Origin of the sequence: Streptomyces sp. NPDC059853, from assembly GCF_042731495.1 — a bacterium.
Taxonomy (GTDB): Bacteria; Actinomycetota; Actinomycetes; order Streptomycetales; family Streptomycetaceae; genus Streptomyces.
Window position 1 is genome coordinate 25,766 of sequence record NZ_JBHWJL010000007.1, and the last position, 16,924, is coordinate 42,689.

Annotated in this window: 15 protein-coding genes; 11 read left to right on the top strand and 4 right to left on the bottom strand. The window is 72.2% G+C overall.

The features are described from left to right. Positions 1 to 3: 3 nt before the first annotated feature. Positions 4 to 309 carry a hypothetical protein gene (locus ACFV5N_RS01565; RefSeq protein WP_385592531.1) on the bottom strand — a complete coding sequence of 102 codons (306 nt, stop codon included), beginning with the start codon at positions 307 to 309 and terminating at the stop codon, positions 4 to 6. Next, positions 302 to 1,186 (bottom strand): mycothiol conjugate amidase Mca, encoded by an 885-nt coding sequence (gene mca, locus ACFV5N_RS01570; RefSeq protein WP_385592532.1) that lies wholly within the window; start codon positions 1,184 to 1,186, stop codon positions 302 to 304. Before mca ends, ACFV5N_RS01565 begins: the two co-directional genes overlap by 8 nt. Before the next feature lie 102 nt (positions 1,187 to 1,288). Between mca and ACFV5N_RS01575 the strand changes: the two genes are divergently transcribed. From ACFV5N_RS01575 to ACFV5N_RS01585, 3 genes are all read left to right on the top strand, one after another. Next, positions 1,289 to 1,699: a DUF4307 domain-containing protein gene (locus ACFV5N_RS01575; RefSeq protein WP_385592534.1), complete on the top strand. Its 411-nt coding sequence runs from the start codon at positions 1,289 to 1,291 to the stop codon at positions 1,697 to 1,699. Between the two features lie 219 nt (positions 1,700 to 1,918). After that, the gene (greA, locus tag ACFV5N_RS01580; protein ID WP_385592536.1) at positions 1,919 to 2,416 is read left to right on the top strand and encodes a transcription elongation factor GreA; all 498 of its coding nucleotides are present in this window, start codon (positions 1,919 to 1,921) and stop codon (positions 2,414 to 2,416) included. Between the two features lie 126 nt (positions 2,417 to 2,542). Beyond that, entirely contained in the window at positions 2,543 to 4,570 is a 2,028-nt protein-coding gene (locus ACFV5N_RS01585) for a thioredoxin domain-containing protein (protein WP_385592538.1), read from the top strand. Between the two features lie 136 nt (positions 4,571 to 4,706). Here the strand turns inward: ACFV5N_RS01585 and ACFV5N_RS01590 are convergent, their stop codons facing one another. After that, on the bottom strand, positions 4,707 to 5,348 hold the full coding sequence (locus ACFV5N_RS01590) for a hemolysin III family protein (protein WP_385592561.1): 642 nt from the start codon (positions 5,346 to 5,348) through the stop codon (positions 4,707 to 4,709). 293 nt (positions 5,349 to 5,641) lie between these two features. On the opposite strand from ACFV5N_RS01590, the gene ACFV5N_RS01595 reads away from it, so the two are divergent. The 3 genes from ACFV5N_RS01595 (at position 5,642) to ACFV5N_RS01605 (ending at position 10,092) form a co-directional block, all read left to right on the top strand. Further along, positions 5,642 to 7,510, top strand: a complete 1,869-nt coding sequence (locus ACFV5N_RS01595; RefSeq protein WP_385592540.1) for a phosphoenolpyruvate carboxykinase (GTP) — start codon at positions 5,642 to 5,644, stop codon at positions 7,508 to 7,510. Between the two features lie 403 nt (positions 7,511 to 7,913). Further along, on the top strand, positions 7,914 to 8,777 hold the full coding sequence (locus tag ACFV5N_RS01600; protein ID WP_385592542.1) for a hypothetical protein: 864 nt from the start codon (positions 7,914 to 7,916) through the stop codon (positions 8,775 to 8,777). Positions 8,778 to 8,859: 82 nt separating this feature from the next. Beyond that, complete coding sequence (locus ACFV5N_RS01605; protein WP_385592544.1) at positions 8,860 to 10,092, top strand: helix-turn-helix domain-containing protein; 1,233 nt, start codon at positions 8,860 to 8,862, stop codon at positions 10,090 to 10,092. Here ACFV5N_RS01605 and ACFV5N_RS01610 read toward each other — a convergent pair whose 3' ends face one another. After that, positions 10,093 to 11,304: a pyridoxal phosphate-dependent aminotransferase gene (locus tag ACFV5N_RS01610; RefSeq protein ID WP_385592546.1), complete on the bottom strand. Its 1,212-nt coding sequence runs from the start codon at positions 11,302 to 11,304 to the stop codon at positions 10,093 to 10,095. It abuts the gene before it with no gap. A 183-nt stretch (positions 11,305 to 11,487) separates the two neighbouring features. Between ACFV5N_RS01610 and ACFV5N_RS01615 the strand changes: the two genes are divergently transcribed. The 5 genes from ACFV5N_RS01615 (at position 11,488) to ACFV5N_RS01635 (ending at position 16,881) form a co-directional block, all read left to right on the top strand. Continuing rightward, positions 11,488 to 12,783, top strand: coding sequence for an amino acid deaminase (locus ACFV5N_RS01615; RefSeq protein WP_385592548.1), 1,296 nt, complete (start codon positions 11,488 to 11,490; stop codon positions 12,781 to 12,783). Positions 12,784 to 12,854: 71 nt separating this feature from the next. Then, the gene (locus ACFV5N_RS01620) at positions 12,855 to 13,898 is read left to right on the top strand and encodes a ParB/Srx family N-terminal domain-containing protein (protein ID WP_385592550.1); all 1,044 of its coding nucleotides are present in this window, start codon (positions 12,855 to 12,857) and stop codon (positions 13,896 to 13,898) included. A gap of 26 nt (positions 13,899 to 13,924) precedes the next feature. After that, the gene (locus ACFV5N_RS01625) at positions 13,925 to 14,806 is read left to right on the top strand and encodes a hypothetical protein (protein ID WP_385592552.1); all 882 of its coding nucleotides are present in this window, start codon (positions 13,925 to 13,927) and stop codon (positions 14,804 to 14,806) included. A 67-nt stretch (positions 14,807 to 14,873) separates the two neighbouring features. Further along, positions 14,874 to 15,623 (top strand): Flp pilus assembly protein CpaB, encoded by a 750-nt coding sequence (gene cpaB / locus ACFV5N_RS01630; RefSeq protein ID WP_385592553.1) that lies wholly within the window; start codon positions 14,874 to 14,876, stop codon positions 15,621 to 15,623. A 25-nt stretch (positions 15,624 to 15,648) separates the two neighbouring features. Beyond that, positions 15,649 to 16,881, top strand: a complete 1,233-nt coding sequence (locus ACFV5N_RS01635; protein WP_385592555.1) for a CpaE family protein — start codon at positions 15,649 to 15,651, stop codon at positions 16,879 to 16,881. Positions 16,882 to 16,924: the final 43 nt, after the last annotated feature.

The window sequence follows — 16,924 nt, forward strand, 5'->3', positions numbered from 1 at the left end:
GGGTCAGGCCGGGGACGAGGTGCGGTCCCGGTCGCCGGCCGTCGGCTCCGAGCCCCGCGGCTCCCCCGCGCCGCCGTCACCGCCGTCGCGGCCCGAGCCGCCGTCCGGCCCGCCCGGGCCCTCCAGCCGCTCGGCGCGCTCCTGCTCCTTGAAGTCGATCCTGCCCAGCTGCCGGCTCATCGACTTCAGCAGCACCCAGACGGCGACCCCCAGGGCCGCGAACACGACGAAGCCCAGCACTCCGGGCGTCACCGTGTACTCGGTGAGTTTCTTTTCGGCCTCTTCGGCCAGGGGAAGCAGCTCACTCATACCCGTCATTGTCGCGGATGCCCGCGAACAGGTCCGACTCGGGGATCGAGGTCGGCACCCGCGACTTCGCCAGCTCGTAGTCCTCGGTCGGCCACACCTCCTGCTGCACCTCCATCGGCACCCGGAACCAGCCGCCCTCCGGGTCGATCTGGGTGGCGTGGGCGATCAGCGCCTTGTCCCGCACCGGGAAGAACTCGGCACACGGCACGAACGTGGTCAGGGTGCGCCCCTCCCGCTCCGTCTCGTCCCAGCGCTCCAGCCACTCCCCGTACGGCGACTCCAGGCCGCGCGCCAGCAGCGCCTCGTGCAGGGCGACGGTGCGCGGCCGGTTGAAGCCCTGGTTGTAGTACAGCTTCAGCGGTGTCCACGGCTCGCCGGTGCCCGGGTAGCGCTCCGGGTCGCCGGCCGCCTCGTACGCCACCATCGAGATCTTGTGCGTCATGATGTGGTCGGGGTGCGGGTAGCCGCCGTTCTCGTCGTACGTCGTGATGACATGCGGCCTGAACGACCGGATCAGCCGCACCAGCGGCTCGGCCGCCGCCTCCACGTCCTGGAGCGCGAAGCACCCCTCGGGCAGCGGCGGCAGCGGGTCGCCCTCGGGCAGCCCGGAGTCCACGAACCCCAGCCACTCCTGCTTCACCCCGAGGATCTCCCGGGCCTCCGCCATCTCCTTCGCCCGTACCTCGTGGATGTGCTCCTCGATGTAGCTGTCACCCTGGAGCTTCGGATTCAGGATGGAGCCCCGTTCCCCGCCGGTGCAGGTGGCGACGAGGACGTCGACCCCCTCCGACACATACTTCGCCATCGTCGCGGCGCCCTTGCTCGACTCGTCGTCGGGGTGGGCGTGCACGGCCATGAGCCGCAGGTGCTTGGTCAAGACTGGTCCTCGTGTCTCGGTCCTGGAGTCGCCTTCTATAGTGACTGATGGACCAGCACGGGATATTCCCGTGCGTCACGCCCACCCGCCGGAGGACGCACCATGGCTACCGTTCGTGACGGCGTGCCCGAGGGGCGGTACGGCAGAGCCGGTGCCGCCTCCGACGCGCGCACGGACCGGCAGCTGAAGATCACCGGTCTGGTGCTGGGTGTGCTGCTGCTCGCCTTCGTGGGCTGGGCGGGCGTCTCCTACATCAGCGGGCAGAAGGTCACCGGCGAGGTCACCGGGTTCACGGTCACCTCCGACACCGAGGTCTCGGTCAATATCGCGGTGCGCAAGCCCGCCTCCGTCATCGGCGTCTGCACGGTGCGGTCCCAGGCCGCGGACGGCCTGGAAGTGGGCCGGGCCGAGTTCCGCTTCGACGAGGACGGCGACGCGCTCCATCGCACGGTGGTGCTGAAGACCACCGAGCGCGCCACGTCCGCCGAGCTGATGGGCTGCGCCGAGGGCTGACCGGCGGCGGCGAACGGAGCCGGCGGCGGCCCCGCCCCCGGCCGGTGTGGGTTTGCTCACGTCGCCAGGGGGTAAATCCTTTCGCAAATCGATCGGCGTTGTTAGGGTCGACGTTTCGATCGCTGATTCGCCCACCCAGGAGCGCTGCCTTCCGGGCGGGCGTTGTTTTTGTATCGACCCCACGTTGTATCCATCACCACCTGTACCCGAGGAGCACCTGTGACCCAGACCAGCGACACTGTCACCTGGCTGACCCAGGAGGCGTATGACCAGCTGAAGACGGAGCTGGACTATCTGTCGGGTCCCGCGCGCATCGAGATCGCCAAGAAGATCGAGGCCGCCAGGGAAGAGGGCGACCTGAAGGAGAACGCCGGTTATCACGCGGCGAAGGAGGAACAGGGCAAGCAGGAGGCGCGAGTGCGCCAGCTGACCCAGCTCCTCGAAAGCGCGCAGGTCGGGCAGGCTCCGGCGGACACCGGAGTGGTCGCGCCCGGCATGGTCGTCACGATCGCCTTCGACGGCGACGAGGACGACACGATGACGTTTCTGCTCGCCTCCCGGGAATTCGCCACCTCCGACATCGAAACGTATTCGCCGAAGTCTCCGCTCGGCGCCGGTGTCAATGGAAAGAAGGTCGGTGAGGACGCGAGTTACGAACTGCCGAACGGCACCGTCGCCACGGTGCGCGTCCTGGAGGCCAAGCCTTATCAGGCGTAAGCAGGACCCGGCGGCCACCGCCGCCCGCTGAAACCCGTGGAATGCCTCCGCGCCGGACGCGCGGGGGCATATCTGCGCCGGGTGATCCCCAGCGCCGAGCCGCCCGGGACGGTGCAGGATGGGGATATGGCCAATCGACTCGCCGACGAGACATCGCCGTATCTCCTCCAGCACGCCGACAACCCCGTGGAGTGGTGGCCGTGGTCACCCGAGGCATTCGCCGAGGCACGGCGCCGGGACGTCCCCGTGCTGCTGAGCGTCGGATACGCGAGTTGTCACTGGTGCCATGTGATGGCGCGCGAGAGTTTCGCGGACCAGGAGACCGCGGACTATCTCAATGAGCATTTCGTCGCCGTCAAGGTCGACCGCGAGGAGCGCCCGGACGTGGACTCCGTCTACATGGACGCGGTGCAGGCGGCGACCGGGCAGGGCGGCTGGCCGATGACGGTGTTCATGACGGCTGACGGGGAGCCGTTCTACTTCGGGACCTACTTCCCCCTGGAGCCCCGTGAGGGCCTGCCGTCGTTCAGACAGCTGCTGGTGGGCGTGCACACCGCGTGGAGCGAGCGGCGCGGCGAGGTCACCGACGTGGCCGCCCGCATCGCGCGGGAGCTGGCGGGGCGCGATGTGGAGTACGCGGCGCCCCGCGCGCCCGGTGAGGCCGAGCTGGCGATGGCGCTCGGCGGCGTGCGCGGGGACTTCGACGCCGAGCGGGGCGGATTCGGCGGCGCCCCCAAGTTCCCGCCGTCGATGGTGCTGGAGTTCCTGCTGCGCCACCACGCCCGCACCGGCGCCGAGGAGGCCCTGGAGATGGTGGAGCGCACTGCGCAGGCGATGGCGCTCGGCGGGCTGTACGACCAGCTGGGCGGCGGCTTCGCCCGGTACGCGGTGGACGGCGCCTGGGCGGTGCCGCACTTCGAGAAGATGTGTTATGACAACGCGCTGCTGGCCCGGGTGTACGCCCACTGGTGGCGGGCCACGGCCTCCCCGCTGGCCCGCCGGATCGCCCTGGAGACGGCCGATTTCCTGGTGCGGGAGCTGCGTACGGACGAGGGCGGTTTCGCCTCGGGTCTTGACGCCGACAGCGACGACGCGGACGGCCGGCACCGGGAGGGCGCCTACTACGTGTGGACTCCGGACCAGCTGCGCGCCGCGCTGGGCGAGGAGGACGGGGCGCGGGCGGCCCGGCTGTACGGGGTGACCCCGGCGGGGAACTTCGAGGAGGGCACCTCCGTCCTGCGGCTGCTGCCGGGCACCGACCACGATCCGGGGCTGCGGGAGCGGCTGCTGGCGGCGCGCGGGGAGCGGGCCAGGCCGGGCCGGGACGACAAGGTGGTGGCGGCGTGGTGCGGCCTGGCGGTCGCGGCGCTGGCCGAGATCGGGGCCTGTTTCGAGCGGCCCGACCTGGTGGACGCGGCCCGGGACGCGGCCAGCCTGCTCGCGCGGGTGCACACCCGGCGCGAGGGGGACGGTGTGCGCCTGGTGCGCACCTCGCGGGACGGCAGGCCCGGGCCGAGCGCGGGGGTGCTGGAGGACTACGGGGATGTGGCCGAGGGCTTCCTGGCGCTGTACGCGGTGACCGGGGAGACCGAGTGGCTGACCCGGGCGGGGGAGCTGCTGGAGACGGTGCTGAGCCGGTTCGCGAGCCCGCAGGGGGCGCTGTACGACACGGCGGACGACGCCGAGCGGCTGATCCGCCGCCCGCAGGACCCCAGCGACGGGGCGACCCCGGCGGGGTGGACGGCGGCGGCCGGAGCGCTGCTGTCGTACGCCGCGTACACCGGGAGCGGACGGCACCGGGAGGCGGCCGGGCGGGCGCTGGGCATCGTGACGGCGCTGGCGGAGCGGGCCCCGCGCTTCATCGGCTGGGGACTGGCGGTGGCGGAGGCGGCGCTGGACGGCCCGCGCGAGGTGGCGGTGGTCGGGACGCCGGGGGATCCGGCGACCGAGGAACTGCACCGTACGGCGCTGCGCTCCACCGCGCCCGGCGCGGTCGTCTCGGTGGGCGCCCCCGACACACCGGACGCGCCCCTGCTGCGGGACCGTGCGCTGCGGGACGGGCGGCCGACGGCGTACGTGTGCCGCGATTTCGTGTGCGGGCTGCCGACGACGGACCCGGTGGAGCTGGCGCACCAGCTGCGCGCCACCCGCTGACCGGCGGCGCGGTTCAGGAGGGGCGCGGGGGGGCGGTCGGCCGGGCGGGGCGGGCCGTCCTCGTGGCGGCTGCCGGCCGCCGGCTCCGGGGGTACCGGCCCCCGGCGGTGAGGCTCCGGGGGCCGGTGCCGTCAGGTCACGCGTGCTGGTAGGCGACGATCGAGATGCCCACGTAGTGCACGGCGAAGGCGGCCAGCGTCAGCGAGTGGAACACCTCGTGGAAGCCGAACCAGCGCGGCCACGGGTTGGGGCGCTTCATCCCGTAGATGACGCCGCCCACGCTGTACAGCAGTCCGCCGAGGACCACCAGGGACATCACCACGACGCCGCCGGTGCGCAGGAAGTCCGGGAGGAAGAAGACCGCCGCCCAGCCCATCGCGATGTAGCACGGGGTGTACAGCCAGCGCGGGGCGCCGACCCAGAAGACCCGGAAGGCGATCCCGGCGACCGCCGCCGCCCAGATGCCCCACAGCAGCAGCTGGCCGCGGGCGCCCTCCAGCAGCAGGATCGTCAGCGGCGTGTAGGTGCCCGCGATGATCAGGAAGATGTTGGCGTGATCGAGCCGGCGCAGCACGCCGGCGATCTTCGGAGGCCAGTTCCCCCGGTGGTAGAGCGCACTGACGCCGAAGAGCAGGCACGCGGTGAGGGTGTACACGGCGCAGGCGATGCGGCCCCGGGGGCTGCCGGCCAGCGCGGTCAGGAAGACGCCGGCGATCAGCACCGCCGGGAACATCATGGCGTGCAGCCAGCCGCGCAGCCGGGGCTTGACGAAGGACATGGGCGGCGGTGATGCGGGCGCTTCGGCCTCCTCGGCGCCCTGAACCGTGGCAGCAGTCATGGGCCGATGCTACCGAGGCCGCTCGGCCATTGGGGGGGTGCTGGCCGGGTGAGGCGTACCGGGGGGCGTGCGCCTGCTCACTTGAGCTGCCCTGGACACAGACGAGAAGACGACGCAGAATCATAGAAACAGATGAGCGAGATGGCTCCCGGATGAGCAGTTGGCGTACTCATCCGGAACGCTCACCCGTCACCACCACCCTCACGACAGACCTCTCACCCTCAGGAGTGATCGTGACCCTGACATCAGCCGGTCCCGACACCACCGACAGCGCGGATCCCGCACCCACCCGTCACCGCGAGCTGCTCGCCTGGGTGACGGAGATCGCGGACCTCACCCAGCCCGACCGGGTCGTATGGTGCGACGGCTCCCAGGCCGAGTACGACCGGCTGTGCGCGGAACTGGTCCAGCGGGGCACGTTCACGGAACTGGACCCCGTGAAAAGGCCGCACTCCTACCACGCGGCGTCCGACCCCACCGATGTGGCCCGGGTCGAGGACCGCACCTTCATCTGCTCCGAGCGCGCGGTGGACGCCGGGCCCACCAACCACTGGAAGGACCCCGCCGAGATGCGGGAGATCTTCAGCGGCGAGAACGGCCTCTTCCGCGGCTCGATGCGCGGACGCACGATGTACGTCGTCCCGTTCTGCATGGGCCCGCTCGGCTCCCCGCTGTCCGCCCTCGGCGTCGAGATCACCGACTCCGCGTACGTGGCCGTCGCCATGCGCACCATGACCCGGATGGGCAGCGCCGTCCTGGAACAGCTGGGCACGGACGGTGAGTTCGTCCGCGCCGTCCACTCGGTGGGCGCCCCGCTCGGACCGGGCGAGCAGGACGTGCCCTGGCCGTGCAACACCACCAAGTACATCTCGCACTTCCCCGAGGCCCGCGAGATCTGGTCCTTCGGCTCGGGGTACGGCGGCAACGCGCTGCTCGGCAAGAAGTGCTACGCCCTGCGCATCGCCTCCGTCATGGCCAGGGACGAGGGCTGGCTGGCCGAGCACATGCTCATCCTCAAGCTCACCCCGCCCACCGGCGAGGCGCGCTACATCGCCGCCGCCTTCCCCTCCGCCTGCGGCAAGACCAACCTCGCCATGCTCCAGCCCACCATCCCGGGCTGGACCGTGGAGACCATCGGCGACGACATCGCCTGGATGCGGTTCGGCGCGGACGGCCGGCTGTACGCCATCAACCCCGAGGCCGGGTTCTTCGGCGTCGCGCCCGGCACCGGCGAGAAGACCAACGCCAACGCCATGAAGACGCTGTGGGGCAACGCCGTCTTCACCAATGTCGCCCTCACCGACGACGGCGATGTGTGGTGGGAGGGGATGACGGAGGAGCCGCCCGCCCATCTGACCGACTGGCGCGGCGACGACTGGACGCCGGAGTCCGGCACCCCGGCCGCGCACCCCAACGCCCGCTTCACCGTGCCCGCCGCCCAGTGCCCGACCATCGCCCCGGAGTGGGAGGACCCGGCCGGGGTGCCGATCTCCGCGATCCTGTTCGGCGGACGCCGGGCCACCGCCGTTCCGCTGGTGACCGAGTCCTTCGACTGGCAGCACGGTGTCTTCCTGGGCGCCAACGTCGCCTCCGAGAAGACCGCGGCGGCCGAGGGGACCGTCGGCGAACTGCGGCACGACCCGTTCGCGATGCTGCCGTTCTGCGGCTACAACATGGGCGACTACTTCGGCCACTGGCTGCGGATGGGGCAGCAGGCCGCCGATCCGGCGAAGCTGCCGAAGATCTACTACGTCAACTGGTTCAAGAAGGACGCCGAGGGCCGCTTCGTGTGGCCGGGCTTCGGCGAGAACAGCCGGGTCCTGAAGTGGATCGTGCAGCGGCTCAACGGCGAGGCGGCCGGGGTGGACTCGCCGCTCGGCGTGCTGCCCGCGCCGGGCTCGCTGGACGTGGAAGGGCTCGGCCTGAAGGACGGCGACCTGGAGTTCCTGCTGGAGGTCGACCGGGAGGTGTGGCGCCGCGAGGCCGCGCTGATCCCGGCCCACCTGGACACCTTCGGCGACCACACCCCGCGCGCGCTGTGGGACGAGTACCACGCGCTGGTCGAGCGGCTGCGGCAGCTGCCCGCGCCCGACCGCGCCTGACCCGGTGACGGAGGCGGACACCCTCCGTCACCGCCATGACAAGCCGGCCCCCGCCCGACGGCGTGCGGGGGCCGGCTTCGTGCTGCCCGGCACGCCGTCCCGCCCGGCATCCCACGGCCGGAGAAAGCCGCAGGTCAGACCCCATCCGGCGTCCCATCGTCCCGGAGCGGCGGCTGCGCGTTGACCGCGGGGGGAGGGCAGGGGGCACTCTTCTTCCGGATCGCGGCGAACGGCCGTGGTGACCACACACAGTGGAGGGTGACGGAATGACGAAGCGGAGCAGGACACCGTGAACGGGGGCCGGGGGCGCGGTGGGGGCCGCGGGCCCGGCGAGGTCCGCGGGGCCGGCCCACGACCGGTGGTGCCGACCCCGCTCCGTCCCGCGTCGCTTCTTCTCGCCGGGGTGGTGATCCTCGTGGCCGGGTGTTCCTCGTCCGGCCCCGGGGCCCCGCCCGACCCGCCCGACCCACGGCCGCTGCGCGGTGCCGTGTACTTCTCCGCCGACCAGGCCGCCGCGCTGTGGGAGGCGGAGGAGGCGGGGGTGCGGGCCTGCATGCAGGAGCGTGGACACCGCTATCTCTCTCCCGGTCACCGGGAGGGTTCGCCGGCCGCCACGGCCAGTCCGTACGCACTGCTGCGGCCCGAACGGGCGGAGAGCGACGGTTACGGCATGAGCGCGGAGTACCGGGCCGGTCCGCCGGCCGATCCCAACGAGGACCATCTGGCCGGGCTGAGCGAGGAGGACGAGGAGATCTGGCGGCGGGCGCTGCTGGGAGAGGAGGAGAACGACCACGAGGTGCTGTCGGACGGGCAGCCGGTCACCGGGTACGACGAGCGGTCCTGCGTGGGTGCCGCGCGGGCCGAGCTGTACGGGCCCGAATGGCCGGATCTCTACTACGCGATGGCGGAGCTGAGCCAGGAGGTCATCGAGCTGACCCGGGAGTCGGGGGGCTTCCGGGGAGCCGAGGCCGCCTGGGCGGCCTGCATGGCGGACCGGGGGTTCGCCTACCGGTCGCTGGAGGACCCGCGCCGGGAGATAGGGGAGCTGCTGGCCGAGGGGGTGAACCCGCGGGCCGCCGCGGAGCGTGAGCGGGAACTGGCCCGGACGGATCTGGGATGCCAGCGGGAGACGGGGCTGCACGAGGAGGTGGAACGTGCCCAGCAAGAAGTCGAACAATCCATCGGAGCCGAGGCGAGGCTGGAGTTGGAACGCCTCGAACAAGCCAAACAGGGTGCTCTTGAACGATCCAATGCTGGCCGAGAGTAATCGGAACCGTAACGGAGGGTAGCGGAATCCCCCGCTGGTCACTAAGCTGCCGGTGACAGGCAGGTGGATCACTGGGGGAGAGATGCCCGAAGGGCGCGATGGGGCGGTCGCCATCGAGGCATTCGCCGAGCGACTGCGTCAGCTGAAGGACGGCACCAGCCACAGCTTCGAGTCACTGGCCCGCCGCATCGGGGTGAGCCGTTCCACACTGCACCGCTACTGCACGGGCAAGGGGGTCCCGGGCGAGTTCGCGACCGTGGAACGCCTCGCGCGGGCCTGCAAGGCCGACCGGGCCGCGCTGACCGAGCTGCACCGGTTGTGGGTGCTGGCCGACGAGGCGTACCGGCGGGGAGACGGTCCCGGCCCGGCGGAGGTGACGGCGGGGGAGGACACGCGCCCGTCACCCGGGCCGGCCACCGGGGCCGGACCGGCGCCCGGCCCGGCCGGCAGCTCCGAAGCCGCCCCCCTGCCGGACCCGGCCCCCGACCAGGGCCAGGACCCGGCGCGGGGCCCGGCCGGGCCGCACCGTTCCCGCCGCTGGCTGGCGGCGGGAGCGGCGGCGGCCGTGCTCGCCGTCACCGTCACCTTCCTGCTGTGGGACCGGACCGCCCCCTCCGGCAGCGCCGCCTCCGAAGGCCAGAGCGACGACCGCGGGGACGACCGCATGCTCTTCCGCGACCCCTGCGCCGAGCCCATCACCATGGGCCAGCACGACGGCTGCGTCGAAGAACTCCAGACCCTGCTCGCCGACCGCGGTGTCTCCATCGACATCGACGCCCAGTTCGGCCCCGAAACCCTGCGCCGGGTCACCGCCTTCCAGGTCCTGGCCGGCCTGCCCGTCAACGGAGTGGTGGGCGACGGCACCAAAGAAGCGCTGTACGAATCCGACGTCACGATGACCAGCTGGAGCGAGGAGCAGGTCGTCGAGCGCATCCGCGACGTGTTCCCCGGGGAGGCCGGCGACCAGGCGGTCCGCATCTCCGGCTGCCAGTCCCTGCTCGACCCGCTCTACGTCCTCGCCAACGAGAACGGCACCCGCAACTGGGGCCTGTTCCAGATCTCCGACTCCCGGCTGCGCGACCTCGGCGGCACCCAGCGGGACGCCCTGGACCCCGAGTGGAACATCCAGAGCGCCTACCGGCTCTGGGCCCAGCACGAGGACTTCCGCGACTGGCCGTTCTGCCTGGCCGCCCTCGACGACCCGGACGACCTCACCGAGGGGGAGGCCGACGCCGCCGCCGAGGCGGGGGCCGACCTCGAAGACCCGGCCGCCGAGGAACAGCAGGAGCGGGAGCAGGAGGAGAGCCGGCCCTGATCAGTACTGCTGGTAGCCGTCCAGGAACGAACCGATCCGGGTGATCGCGTCCGTCAGCTGGGTCACCGACGGCAGCGTCACGATGCGGAAGTGATCCGGCTCCGGCCAGTTGAAGCCCGTACCGTGCACGATCATGATCTTCTCGGCGCGCAGCAGATCCAGCACCATCTGCCGGTCGTCCTTGATCTTGTACACCTTCGGGTCGAGCCGGGGGAACGCGTACAGCGCCCCCTTCGGCTTGACGCACGTCACCCCGGGGATCTGCGTCAGCAGGTCGTACGTCACATCCCGCTGCGCCCCGATCCGGCCCTGCGGCAGCACCAGCTGCTCGATCGACTGCCGGCCGAACAGCGCGGCGGCCACCGCGTGCTGCGCCGGCATGTTCGCGCACAGCCGCATGTTGGCGAGGATCGTCAGCCCCTCGATGTAGTTGCCCGCGTTCTCCTTCGGCCCGCACACCGCCAGCCAGCCGCTGCGGAACCCGGCCACCCGGTAGTTCTTCGACAGACCGTTGAACGTCAGCGTCAGCACATCCGGCGCGATCGCCGCCAGCGGGGTGTGCGTGACACCGTCGTACAGGATCCGGTCGTAGATCTCGTCCGAGCACAGCACCAGCCGGTGCCGCCGCGCCACATCCGCCAGCTGCCGCAGCATCTCGTCGCTGTACACGGCCCCGGTCGGATTGTTCGGATTGATCACCACCAGCGCCTTGGTGCGGTCGGTGATCTTCCGCTCGATGTCCGCGATGTCCGGCATCCACTCGGACTGCTCGTCGCACCGGTAGTGCACCGCCGTGCCGCCGGCCAGCGACACCGACGCCGTCCACAGCGGATAGTCCGGGGCCGGCACCAGCACCTCGTCGCCGTTGTCCAGCATCGCCTGCATCGACATCTGGATCAGCTCGGAGACCCCGTTGCCCAGGTAGATGTCCTCCACCGACAGCTGGATGCCCTTGGTCTGGTAGTGCTGCATCACCGCGCGCCGCGCCGACAGCAGCCCCTTCGCGTCGCCGTACCCGTGGGCGCTGGAGACATTGCGCAGGATGTCCTCCAGGATCTCCGGCGGGCACTCGAAGTCGAACGCCGCCGGATTGCCCGTGTTCAGCTTGAGAATGCGGTGACCCGCCGCTTCGAGCCGCATGGCCTCCTCAAGGACGGGGCCGCGGATTTCGTAACAGACATTGGCGAGCTTCGCCGACTGGGTCACCTGCATGTCCGCCACCTTACGACCGCCCGCCGCGGGGCGCCTTGTGTTTTCCCCCACCGGAGCGAGCGCCCATGGCCTCGGGCGATCGCACTGCGTTGACCGGTGCGCTACCCGGTGCTAGGGAAGAGAACGGCCCCCGCCCCGCCCCGCCCGCCCCCGCCCACGCACGCCCCGCTCCCTGGAGTCGCCATGAGCACCCCCGCCCTGGAACAGCTCGCGGACGAGATCGTCGACCACCGGTTCAAGGGCCTGCCGCCCGACGCGGCCGGGAGCACCGTCGGCCGGCTGCGGGCCCAGCGCCGCGACCTGTACACCGGCGGCTTCACCACCCCCGTCCTGACCCTGTCCGCCGAGGCCGTCGACCACAACGTGCGCTCCCTGGACCGCTTCGCCGCCCGGCACGGACTGGCCCTCGCCCCGCACGGCAAGACCTCCATGGCACCCCAGCTCTTCCAGCGGCAGCTGGACGCCGGCGCCTGGGGCATCACCCTGGCCGTACCGCACCAGGTGCGCGTCGCCCGCGCCTTCGGCGTCCGCCGCGTCTTCCTCGCCAACGAACTCGTCGACACCGCCGCACTCACCTGGCTGGCCGGCGAACTGGAGGAGGACGCCGAGTTCCGCTGCGTCTGCTACGTCGACTCGGTGCGCGGCGTCGAGCTGATGGACGAGACCCTGCGCGCCGCCGGCGGGGCCCGCCCGGTGGAGGTCGTCGTCGAACTCGGCGCGCCCGGCGCCCGCGCCGGCGTGCGCGACGCCCGGCAGGCCGCCGCCGTCGCCGACGCGGTGGCGGACACCGAATCGCTGCTGCTGGTCGGCGTCGGCGGCTACGAGGGCGAACTGCCGGACGCGGACGGCGACACCGTACGGGAGTGGCTGACCGCCCTGTGCTCGCTGGCGGTGGAGTTCGACAAGGCCGGCCGGTTCGCCGACACCCACGAGATCATCGTCAGCGCCGGCGGCAGCGCCTGGTTCGACGCGGTCGCCGACGCCTTCGGGGAACTGCCCGATCTCTCCCGGCCGGTGTGCAAAATGCTGCGCTCCGGCGCGTACATCAGCCACGACGACGGCCGCTACCGCGCCGCCACCCCCTTCCGCCGCGCCCCGCACGAGGGCTCGCTGCTGCCCGCCTTCCGGCTGTGGACCCAGGTCGTCTCCCGCCCGGAACCGGGCCTGGCGCTCGTCAACGCCGGAAAGCGGGACGTCAGTTACGACCTGGGCCTGCCCGAGGTGCAGATCGTGCGCGACGCCCGGGGCACCGTCCGCGGCGGTACCGGACTGCGGGTGTCCCGCCTCGCCGACCAGCACGCCTTCGTGGTACCCGCCCCGGACACCGGAGGGGACGGCGCCGAGCCCCGGCTGCCCGAGGTCGGCGACTGGGTGGGCCTGGGACTCTCCCACCCCTGCACCGTGTTCGAGAAGTGGCCGCTGATCCCCCTGGTCGCGGGCGACGGCACCGTCACCGACTACATCCGCACCTTCTTCTGAGCCCCCCCGCTTCCCCGGCACGCCACCCGGGCGCCACCCGGCGGTCACCGGCCCCTGTGACCGTGTCCGGTATGACCCGCTCCCGGACCCCGCGGCGCCTCGCGCTGCTGCTCACCGTCCTGACCGCACTCACCACGCTGGGCACGGCCACCGCCGCCACCGCGACCGCCGGCACCCCGGCGGCGGCCTCCGCGGCGAAGCCGCGCGCCGGGGAGCTGATCACCGTGCGCCTGGGCGAACTGCGGCCCACCCAGGCCGCGCTCGGCCACGACCAGATCCGCTACAAGCTGGGCCGCTACACCAGCACCAAGGACGAGGACCGGGGCAAGCCCAATAAGAAGTACGACGACTGGTGCGAGGCCAACGGGCAGGGCGCGGCCGCCACCGTCCGCCCCGGCGCCCGCCTCGACAAGCCCCACCGCTTCACCTGCACCATCCCGCTCGGCCAGGAGACCGCCGCATCGCTCGCCGCCATGAAGACCGTCGTGGTCGGCCCGCGCGGCCGGCTCCACCTCACCGACGGCCACCACACCTTCACCAGCTTCCTGGAGATGCCCGACGGCGGCGCGCACCTGAAGATCCGGGTCCGGGTCACCGACAACCTCAGCCGGCTCTCCGAGCGCGACTTCTGGCGCGTGATGAACGACCGCGGTCACCTCTGGCTGCGCGACGCCGCCGACCGGCCCCTCACCCCTGCCCAGCTGCCCACCCGGCTCGGCCTGCGCACCATGGCGGACGACCCGTACCGCTCCCTGGTCTACTTCACCCGCGACATCGGCTACCGCAAGCCGGACCTCGCCGACGGACCGGCCCCCGAGTACCTGGAGTTCTTCTGGGCCCAGTGGCTGCGTACCCAGCCCGCCCTCGACCCGGCCCGGCACGACCGCACCGACCTCGGCACGTACCTCGCCCTCATCGAGGACACCGCCCGCGCCATGGTCGCCCTCGACCCCGGAACCCACCTGCCCGGCAGCGGACGCACCGCCGCCGGACTCGGACGCCTCGACGCCTTCGACAGCGAGGAGTTCGCCGCGCTGTCCGCTCCGATGAGCGACAGCAAGCCGGGCAAGCCGGCCTACGCCCTCAGCTACCGGAGCGCGCCCGGCTGCCGATAGGCTTCGCCCCGACGACAGGGGGTGGTATGCCGATTGCCATCGCGGTGACCAGCGCCGACCTGGTGCTGCCGGCCACCGATCCGCACACCCCCGGCGCGCATGTCCTCACCCCGCCGGGCGAACAGGACTTCCCCACCGCCCTGGCGGAGATCGCCGGACTGCTGGAACGGCACGGCCATGTGATCGCCGTCTACCCGGCCACCACCCCCCGCGCCCACGTCCAGCGGCTGCACGCCGTCCGCGCCATGCTGGAGAGCGACCGCATCGCACTGCTGTCCACCTCGCTGCCCCCGCTCGGCGCCGCCGTCCTGGTGCGCCAGCTGCGGCAGTTGTCGGTGTGCGACTTCGGCCCCGGGGTGCTCGGTGCCGCCACCCGGCTGCTGTCCCACTACATCTACGCGGGCGCGCTGCTCGGCTCCGCCGCGCGCGCCGACCGGCTGCCGGTCGCCCTGCCGCCGGTCACCGGGCCGCGCTCGGTGGTCTCCGCACCGCACGCCGTCCTCGCCCGCCCCACCGCCCAGCTGGTACGGGCGGGCGAGCGCTCCGGCGCGGCCGGGCTGGCCGGGCCGCAGTTCGCCACCACCCTCACCTACGCCGCCGGACGGTTCGACAGCGCCTGGGTCACCGGACAGCTCGCCCGCCAGTGGCAGGTCCAGGGCGTCCACCCGGTGCCGCTGCCCGCCCAGTCGCCCGCCTGGTGGCACACCCACAAGCTGGTGGAGTTCGCCGCCGCCATCCACGACGCCTCGCTGCTCTACCAGATGGTGTCCTCGATGCGTCAGGAACCCTGCCACTGGTGCGGTTTCACCCTCATCGGCGACCGCTGCGCCTTCTGTTCGGCACCGGTGTCCAGCGGCCGGGAGCGCCCCGCGATCGGCGGCGGGCACCGCAAGGCGCTGGCGCGGTGAGCGGCATTTTGGCACCGATATCCCCAACGGCCGACGCGCTGTCCGAGGCAGAAGGTAAAAAGACTCCATGAATGCTCGTCAGCGCCGCGGCTTCCTTCTGCTGCTCGTCTCGGCCCTGCTCGCCCTCGGCGCGTTCGCCGGAGTGGTCGCGGTGATCAACGACGTGGAGTCGAAGGTCGGCCCCGAGGTGACGGCCTACGAGCTGAGCGAGGACGTCGAGCCCTACACCGAGCTGCGCGCCGAGCAGCTGCGCGAAGTCTCCATCCCCGAGCGGTACATATCCGACTCGGCGGTCACCGACCTGGCGCAGATCGAGGGCAAGGTCGCCCTCTCCCCGCTCAGCGAGGGCTCGCTGCTCCAGCGGGACATGATCGCCGACCGGCCGGAACTGGCCCCCGGCCAGCAGGAGATCGCGGTGCTCATCGACGCCTCCACCGGCGTCGCGGGCAAGATCTACCCCGGGGCGAAGATCAATCTGTACGCGGCGTACCGGGTACGGGAGACCGGAGCCGACGACGGCGACGAGATCGAGATGGTCCGGCTCATGGTCAACAACGCCGAGGTGATCGAGGTCGGCGACCTGACCGAGGTCGAGGAGGACCGCCGGACCACCGAGGCCGTGCCGATCACCTTCGCGCTCGACCACCTGGACGCCGAGCGGGTCACCTTCGCCGAAGCCTTCGCCGAGCAGGTGCGATTGGCCCTCGTCGCTCCCGGGGAGGAGCAGGAGATCCCCGAGGAGGAGCGCACGTACACCATCGTGGGCGACCTGGCCGGCAGCCCGCACAGCGGCCTCCCGCTGGGGCAGGTTCCGTGACGAGCATGGGGTTGGGGTGGCTTGGATGACGACGCGCATTCTCCCGGCGGTGGGCGACCCGGACACCGCGCGCTCACTGATCACACTGCTCAGCCAGCTGCCCGGCAGCGAACCGATGCGCGCGGTGCCCGACTCCGTCACCCTGCTGGACACCCTGGCCGCGCTCGCCCACGAGTCGGTGGCCGGGCTGCCCGACGTGGTGATCATCCACGAACGGATCGGGCCGCTGCCCGCGCTGGAGCTGATCCGCGAAGTGGCGCTGCGCTTCCCGGCGGTCGGCGTGGTGCTGGTCTCCGCCGACCCGACCGCCGGACTGTACTCGGCGGCGATGGACGCCGGCGCGCGCGGCCTGGCCGGACTGCCGCTGTCGTTCGAGGAACTGTCCACCCGGCTGTCCGCCGCCGCCCAGTGGGCCGCCGGGATGCGGCGCCACCTGGGCCTGGGCGACAGCGCGAGCACCGGCCCCGGCGGCCGGCTCGTCACCGTCTCCGGCGCCAAGGGCGGCGTGGGGGCCACCCTGCTGGCCACCCAGCTGGCGCTGGCCGCCCAGACCTCCGCGCCCGCCGAGGGACGCGGCGTGGTGCTCGTCGACCTCGATCTGCTCAGCGGTGACGTCGGCTCCTTCTTCGACGTGCAGTTCCGCCGCTCGCTGGCCGACCTCGCGGGCATCGGCGACATCTCCCCGCAGGTGCTGGCCGAGGCGGTGTTCACCCACCGCACCGGACTGGCGATGCTCATCGCCCCGGCCGAGGGCGAGCGCGGCGAGGACGTCACCGACAGCACGGCCCGGCATCTGCTCGCGGCGGTGCGGGCCCGGTACGACACGGTGATCGTCGACTGCGGCTCCCAGATGAACGCCGCCACCGCCGCCGCCGTCGAACTCGCCGACACCGCCCTGCTCGTCACCACCCCCGACGTGATCGCGGTCCGCGCCGTCAACCGCATGGTGCGCATGTGGGACCGGCTCCAGATCCGCAAGGCCGAGGGCGTGGTCACCGTCGTCAACCGGCTCAGCCGCTCCAGCGCCATCCAGCCGCAGCTGGTCGCGCGGATCACCGGCACCCAGGTCGCCCGCCAGTCGGTGCCCGCCAACTTCAAGGAACTCCAGGAGGCGCAGGACGCGGGCCGTATCCAGGACCTGGACGCCAAGGGCCCGGTACGCCGCGCGATGTGGGCCCTCGCCACCGAACTCGGCCTCGCCGCCCCGCAGCCCGCCGGCGGCGGGGGCGGCGGTCGGCGCAAGGGACGCCGGGGATGAGCCCGGCGCTCAGGGCCGCGCGGCTCCGGGACGGGGCCGGGCC

Excerpts from the sequence above, each read along its gene's own strand:
- ACFV5N_RS01565 (WP_385592531.1), bottom strand. The coding sequence starts at position 309 with ATGAGTGAGCTGCTTCCCCTGGCCGAAGAGGCCGAAAAGAAACTCACC.
- ACFV5N_RS01575 (WP_385592534.1), top strand. The coding sequence starts at position 1,289 with ATGGCTACCGTTCGTGACGGCGTGCCCGAGGGGCGGTACGGCAGAGCC.
- ACFV5N_RS01585 (WP_385592538.1), top strand. The coding sequence starts at position 2,543 with ATGGCCAATCGACTCGCCGACGAGACATCGCCGTATCTCCTCCAGCAC.
- ACFV5N_RS01590 (WP_385592561.1), bottom strand. The coding sequence starts at position 5,348 with ATGTCCTTCGTCAAGCCCCGGCTGCGCGGCTGGCTGCACGCCATGATG.
- ACFV5N_RS01605 (WP_385592544.1), top strand. The coding sequence starts at position 8,860 with ATGCCCGAAGGGCGCGATGGGGCGGTCGCCATCGAGGCATTCGCCGAG.
- ACFV5N_RS01610 (WP_385592546.1), bottom strand. The coding sequence starts at position 11,304 with ATGCAGGTGACCCAGTCGGCGAAGCTCGCCAATGTCTGTTACGAAATC.
- ACFV5N_RS01615 (WP_385592548.1), top strand. The coding sequence starts at position 11,488 with ATGAGCACCCCCGCCCTGGAACAGCTCGCGGACGAGATCGTCGACCAC.
- ACFV5N_RS01620 (WP_385592550.1), top strand. The coding sequence starts at position 12,855 with ATGACCCGCTCCCGGACCCCGCGGCGCCTCGCGCTGCTGCTCACCGTC.
- ACFV5N_RS01625 (WP_385592552.1), top strand. The coding sequence starts at position 13,925 with ATGCCGATTGCCATCGCGGTGACCAGCGCCGACCTGGTGCTGCCGGCC.
- cpaB (WP_385592553.1), top strand. The coding sequence starts at position 14,874 with ATGAATGCTCGTCAGCGCCGCGGCTTCCTTCTGCTGCTCGTCTCGGCC.
- ACFV5N_RS01635 (WP_385592555.1), top strand. The coding sequence starts at position 15,649 with ATGACGACGCGCATTCTCCCGGCGGTGGGCGACCCGGACACCGCGCGC.